The sequence below is a fragment of the Methylobacterium sp. Leaf94 genome, assembly GCF_001426045.1.
GTDB lineage: Bacteria > Pseudomonadota > Alphaproteobacteria > Rhizobiales > Beijerinckiaceae > Methylobacterium.
The window spans coordinates 1-5,810 of sequence record NZ_LMRM01000049.1 but is presented as its reverse complement, the minus strand read 5'-3'; the positions used below and the strand labels follow the sequence as shown (position 1 = coordinate 5,810).

Genomic DNA, 5,810 nt, shown 5'->3' with positions numbered 1-5,810 from the left:
CTGGCGCCGTTCACGCCGATGACGGTCGCCTGGTTGTTGCTGGAGGCGTCGAAGCCGTAACCGGCGTTGAAACCGGCGTAGAAGCCGGTCCAGGTGAACACCGGCACCGGCACGAACACCGGGGGAGCCGCGCGACGCGGAAGGTCGGCGGCCGAAGCGGCGCCGGCGAGAAGAGCCGTAGCGGCGCTTGCGAGGATGAGGGTCTTGATCATGGTCGGTCTGCCGGGGAAGTCTGATGCGCACTCTCGGTGCGGTGTGATGTGAACTTAGCGATAGGACAGACCTGACCACTAGTGCAGATGCGCAACACTCAGGTCAGATTGGTGAAGCTCATATTGCTCAAAGAATGCGTTAGGGTTTTACTTACCATGTTGTTCGTGGCCGCCACAGCGCACGTCCGCCCTGTTGGTTCCAAGAACAGCGAGAAGGCCGCGAAGCCGTAGACGATCGATTTGAATCGAAGGGACGAATGGAATGCCGGTTGGCGTGCTCAATGCATGATCCGGAACCAAGCCGGCGGGTCCCTCATAAATGCTATTCGCGGTACAGCCCGAAGGGAACGCCGTGAAGGGCATCAGTCGTAGTTCGGTCGCTGAGGTGAAGCCTACGATCTTACCACTCGGTTGAGCAGATGGTTTTGTAGCTAATCAACTCGACGCATGCCTTTGTCGATGTCGTCTCCATCTGCATCCCCTGGGACACCAGCATCGGCCTCGCGGTCGGAAAAATGAGGGTGGTCGGGGACCGGGAAGAGATCCTCCAAGCCCCGAGCGATCCCATAGAGCACTGGGTAAGACGGCGTGCCTTCGAGCGGCAGGCAGTAGTTAGCTTCACGCATAATGCTCTCGGGTGACGAAGAGGCCTCCTCAGGAGGCGCAAGCGAATGGTGGGCAGTCAGCGTTAATGATAAACTCCGCAATAAGTTTCGAGAAAAACGAAACAATATCCACCACACGACATAAATACACCATCCCTCATCTGTGCGTCATCTAATTGCGCACAACCCGGATGCTTGGATTTGGCGCTCCGGAGTCGAGCCTCGTCGCTGCGCCATGGTCGTGAAGCGATGCCTGCTGAGGCATCCGTGCTCTCGCTCTTGCCACGCGGTTCGGCTGAGTGCTTCCCTCTCTTCATGATCAAATCCGAGTTGATCCTCCGCATCGCAGAGTAGAACCCGCGCCTTCGCAGGCGAGACGCCGAGGCTATCGGAAACACGATCCTGGGACGGATCTCCGACGCACTGGTGGCGGGCGAGCGCGTGGAGCTTCGTAGATTTTTTGCGCCCGCTGCAGGCGGCGCATCTGGCGGAGGCGGAATGAGCGGCGGCGGGACCGGTGGATCTGGCAGCAACTCTGGTAGTAGCGCAGGTACTGGCATGGGTTCCGGTACAGGCGGTGGTATGGGTACCAGTGGCTCTGGCTCCGCGGGCGGATCGTCGGGCACATCGGGGACCGGCGCAGGTGCAGCACCAAGCGGCACTGGCCGGTAACCCGAAGTTGCCCCGCCACCCAATTTGCTCATGGGCTAGTGGGGAGGATCGTCGATCCTGCAGCGTATCATGTCGGGACGCTGCAAAAGGCCATAGCTGCAGCTGAAGCCCCGGACGCGGTAGCCGTGTGACACAACGAGAGGGAGGCAACGACGTGTTCAGCCATATGGTGATTGGCAGCAACGACTTGGCCAAGGCGAAGGTCTTCTACGATGCGCTCTTCGGTGTCATGGGCGGCGAACCCGGCATGAAGGATGCTCTAGGGCGCTTGGTCTACGCGCACCGCGGCAGCCGGTTCGTAATTACCAAGCCGATCAACGGGGAACCCGCGACAGCCTCCAACGGCGGTACCATCGGGTTCGGGATGGACAGCCCGGATGAGGCCCGTGCCTGGCACGAAGCCGGTGTCGCCCACGGGGGTACTTCCATCGAGAACCCGCCGGGCGAGCGTCAAACGCCGATGGGTCGAATCTATCTCGCCTACCTGCGCGACCCAGACGGCAACAAGCTCTGCGCACGCCACAAGGTTGCGGACTGAATCTGCTCCCACCTGCCGATTGACCATTGGGCCCATACCGACAGGTGATAGCGGCGTGACGACGTTGAGGGCGAATTACGCAGCCTTCGTGCGCTTTGTGGCCTTCGGCTCCGCGGAGTCGCCCCGGTCGACGACACGGCCAAGGCCGATGGACTTCGCAAGCTCTGAGCGTCGCGCGGCATACTCAGGGGCGACCATCGGGTAGTCGGCCGAGAGACCGTAGCGCTGACGGTAGCTGTGCGGGTCGAAGCCATGCATGCCGAGGTGACGCTTCAGGGTCTTGTAGGTCTTGCCGTCGATGAAGCTGACGATGCCTTCCGGCGTCACCGACTTGCGGACCTGCGCAGCGCTCGGCTTCTCAATCTCGGCTTCCGGCGCGGCTGTAGCCGCTCCTGTTGCAAGCGCCTGAAGCGCAGTGTGAACCTGACGGATCAAATCCGGTAGATCGGCGGTCCGGACTGGATTGTTCGACACATACGCGGAGACGATATCGCCCGCGAGCTCGACGAAGTTGGCGGTTTGATTATCTATGTTCTCGGACATGCTGCTATTCTGTTGTTGTGCCTCGACCGGAGGGCAATCGTACATCCAGGAATGATTATCAAGCTTTGCCTTGGCCGATGGTCCCGGAGCGGGCTGGAAAGGTCTTGGCGATCGATCCCGGCAAAGACTGGTCGGCGGGAGCGAAGCGGACGGCGCATGCGTCCTGGATGTGTTCCGCTCAGGCATCCCGGGTCCGAAGCAGTTCTGCCATGGGGGCGCCAAGGGGACATCTGGGAGATGGAGCCCAGCGGAGAATAGGACGAGCGGTGCGTGTGAAGCGTTCCCGGGAAGAAGCTGCCGCTTTCGTGACTCCTTCGCCACATCGGTTCCAGAACCGCCGGATCGGACTGCCCGGCGCCGTAATCGTACCGTAGCGTGTCTCGGTCTTGACGGTGCGTGAACCAATCGCCCGTCCAGCCTTCCAGTGAGATGGGCGTGGAGATGCAGGTGTTCGGAGCCTTTGGGTTCGGGCGTGTGACGGCTGGTAGTATGGTCGCTGTGACGGCGCTCGCTCTGCTGACGGCCTGCGCGGGACGCCCCGGCGGGGTTCTCCTGCCCGTCGCCGGCGCCGAGCAGGTTGTGGGCACCTCGCGCGTCGACATGCTCGTAGCCACGACCCGCAAGTCCGCGGCCGACCGCGGCGTGCTGTTCTCGGGCGAGCGTGGCGAGGCGGTGACCTACACCGATCTCGCGGTCTCGATCCCGCCCGACGCCATCCGTCAGCCGGGTTCGGTCCAATGGCCGAAGGCGGTCCCGGGCAACCCAGCCACCGACTTCGTCGCCCTGCGCGCCGATCCGATCGAGCGCGCAAAGGTCCCGGCCTGGACGCACCGCGCCGTCCGGGGTTCGGCCAAGCGCCACGTTCTCGTCTTCGTCCACGGCTTCAACAACAAGTTCGAGGATGCCGTCTTCCGCTTTGCCCAGATCGTGCATGATTCCGGCGCTGAGGTCGCGCCCGTGCTCTTCACCTGGCCATCGCGCGGATCCGTTCTCGCCTACGGCTATGACCGGGAGAGCACGAACTTCTCGCGCAACGGGCTCGAGGACCTGCTGCGGGACCTCGCGAAGGATCCGAATGTCGGCGAGGTGACGATCCTCGCCCATTCCATGGGTAATTGGCTGACCCTCGAGAGCCTGCGCCAGATGGCCATCCGCGACCGCCGGATCGCCCCGAAGATCCGCAACGTCATCCTGGCCGCCCCGGACGTCGACATGGATCTTGCCCGCGCCGCCTTCCACGACATGGGCAAGGACCGCCCACGCCTGACGCTGATGGTCTCCGGCGACGACCAGGCCCTGGCGGTGTCCCGTCTGGTCTGGGGCGACAGCGTCCGCCTCGGCGCTATCGACCCGACGGTCGAACCCTATCGAACGCAACTCGAGCGCGAGAAGGTGTCGGTGCTGAATCTCTCCGCAGTGAAGTCGACCGACGCACTCAACCACGGCAAGTTCGCCAGCGGCGACGTCGTCGCCCTCCTGGGCAAGCGCCTCGCCGACGGCCAGCCGATCTCGGACGGCCAGATCGGCATCGGCGACCGTCTGGTGAGTACGGCCGCCGGCGCCGCGTCCACAGTCGCGACCGGAGCTGCCCTGGCCGTTGCCGCCCCTGTAGCCCTGATCGACCCCCAGACCCGCGAGACCTACGGCGAGCACCTCTCGAACGTCGGATCTGGCCTGCGCGACACCGTTGGATCGACGGTCGATCTCGCCGGCGCCCCGGTGCGCGCGCTCGGAAGCAGCGGACGCTAGCGGTTCAACGTGCTCGGGGTCAGGGATGACGGCGACCAGGTGCGTACATTGTTCGATCTATTTTTTGAGGCGGTCGAGTAGAACCTCGACCGCGTGGAGGCGGAGCACCGCCTGTTCTCGTTCCTGACCTGCAAGGCAGCGGTATCGTCGGCCCGGTCCACTTGAAGGCCATGCCGGTGCTGCTGACGACGCCGGAGTGCTCTGCAACGTCCTATCGCATACGGTTACGGCACGGGAGTTGATCGCCCCAGCACACGCGGTGCGCGCCGGATGCGCATTCCTGCTGTCGCATTCCCACATCGACACGCGCGACGATGATTGGCCATGAGCCTTCGGGTAACCGAAGGGCTGCATCCTGACGTCGAGCCATGTTGCGTACCGGCTCGTCTGTGAGATGGACGATCCTCCCCGCCGGCTCGTGATCAGATCGGGCAGCGGGGCGGCTTCATTGAATATTAATCATACGACCACATCTCAGAACCATACCGATCGCGGTTCTGCGGCCAGATCGGATGCGGCCACGATGCTGGGATAGGGTGACGCCGGATGTACGCGCACCTCGTTCCAGCGTCCGTGGCCGTTGCTATGTTTGGCCTCGGTGCAACCTTAACGGTTTGTTGCCGATGCCCCTTCAGGATGCCTCAACCTTTGGAGGATCCTGGCCCATGCGCGTGCTGCTGATTGAGGACGACGCCTCTGTCGCGCAGAGCATCGAGCTGATGCTCAAGTCCGAGAGCTTCAACACCTACACCACGGATTTGGGTGAGGAGGGGATCGATCTCGGCAAGCTCTACGACTATGACATCATCTTGCTGGATCTGACCCTGCCGGACATCTCGGGCTACGAGGTGCTGCGCACGCTGCGGGCCGCGAAGATCAAGACGCCGATCCTGATCCTCATCGAGGACAAGGTGAAGGGCCTCGGCTTCGGCGCCGACGACTACCTCACCAAGCCCTTCCACAAGGACGAGCTCGTCGCCCGCATCCACGCGATCGTGCGCCGCTCGAAGGGGCACGCCCAGTCGGTCATCACCACCGATGATCTTGTCGTGAACCTCGATGAGAAGACTGCCTTCGTTGCCGGGAACCGCATCAATCTCACGGGCAAAGAGTACGGGTTGCTGGAACTCCTTGCCCTGCGCAAGGGCACGACGCTGACCAAAGAGATGATCCTGAACCACCTCTACGGCGGCATGGACGAGCCGGAGCTGAAGATCATCGACGTCTTCATTTGCAAGCTGCGGCGGAAGCTCGCCAACGCGTCGGGTGGCAAGAACTACATCGAGACCGTCTGGGGTCGTGGCTACGCCCTCAGGGAGGGCGTGCCGGAGATGCGGGCCTTGGCTGGCTAACGCTCGATAGAGGCCCCTCTCCCCCACGCTCTAGGTTAGGACTGTCCGACGTCAGCACCTGTGGGACAGAATGAGGGTCTTCCCGAACGGAGGATGGCTGGTTCATCGTAGCCCCTGAGGAGCGAAGATGAAGCAGACA

4 protein-coding genes and 2 pseudogenes are annotated in these 5,810 nt (G+C 62.9%); 4 read left to right on the top strand and 2 right to left on the bottom strand.

The features are described 5' to 3' along the window. A pseudogene (locus ASG63_RS19715) lies at positions 1-212 on the bottom strand (porin family protein); the annotation flags it as partial. 1,431 nt (positions 213-1,643) lie between these two features. Between ASG63_RS19715 and ASG63_RS19710 the strand changes: the two are divergent. After that, positions 1,644-2,027, top strand: a complete 384-nt coding sequence (locus tag ASG63_RS19710; protein WP_056220534.1) for a VOC family protein — start codon at positions 1,644-1,646, stop codon at positions 2,025-2,027. 75 nt (positions 2,028-2,102) lie between these two features. Here the strand turns inward: ASG63_RS19710 and ASG63_RS19705 are convergent, their stop codons facing one another. Continuing rightward, on the bottom strand, positions 2,103-2,570 hold the full coding sequence (locus ASG63_RS19705) for a MucR family transcriptional regulator (protein ID WP_056220537.1): 468 nt from the start codon (positions 2,568-2,570) through the stop codon (positions 2,103-2,105). Positions 2,571-3,011: 441 nt separating this feature from the next. Between ASG63_RS19705 and ASG63_RS19700 the strand changes: the two genes are divergently transcribed. The 3 genes and pseudogenes from ASG63_RS19700 to ctrA all read left to right on the top strand — a co-directional run bounded on the left by ASG63_RS19700 (position 3,012) and on the right by ctrA (position 5,671). Continuing rightward, positions 3,012-4,319, top strand: a complete 1,308-nt coding sequence (locus tag ASG63_RS19700) for an alpha/beta hydrolase (protein ID WP_244479982.1) — start codon at positions 3,012-3,014, stop codon at positions 4,317-4,319. Positions 4,320-4,400: 81 nt separating this feature from the next. Then, a pseudogene (locus ASG63_RS26650) lies at positions 4,401-4,516 on the top strand (SOS response-associated peptidase); the annotation flags it as partial. Between the two features lie 468 nt (positions 4,517-4,984). Next, positions 4,985-5,671 (top strand): response regulator transcription factor CtrA, encoded by a 687-nt coding sequence (gene ctrA, locus ASG63_RS19695; RefSeq protein WP_056220527.1) that lies wholly within the window; start codon positions 4,985-4,987, stop codon positions 5,669-5,671. The last annotated feature ends 139 nt before the right edge of the window (positions 5,672-5,810 follow it).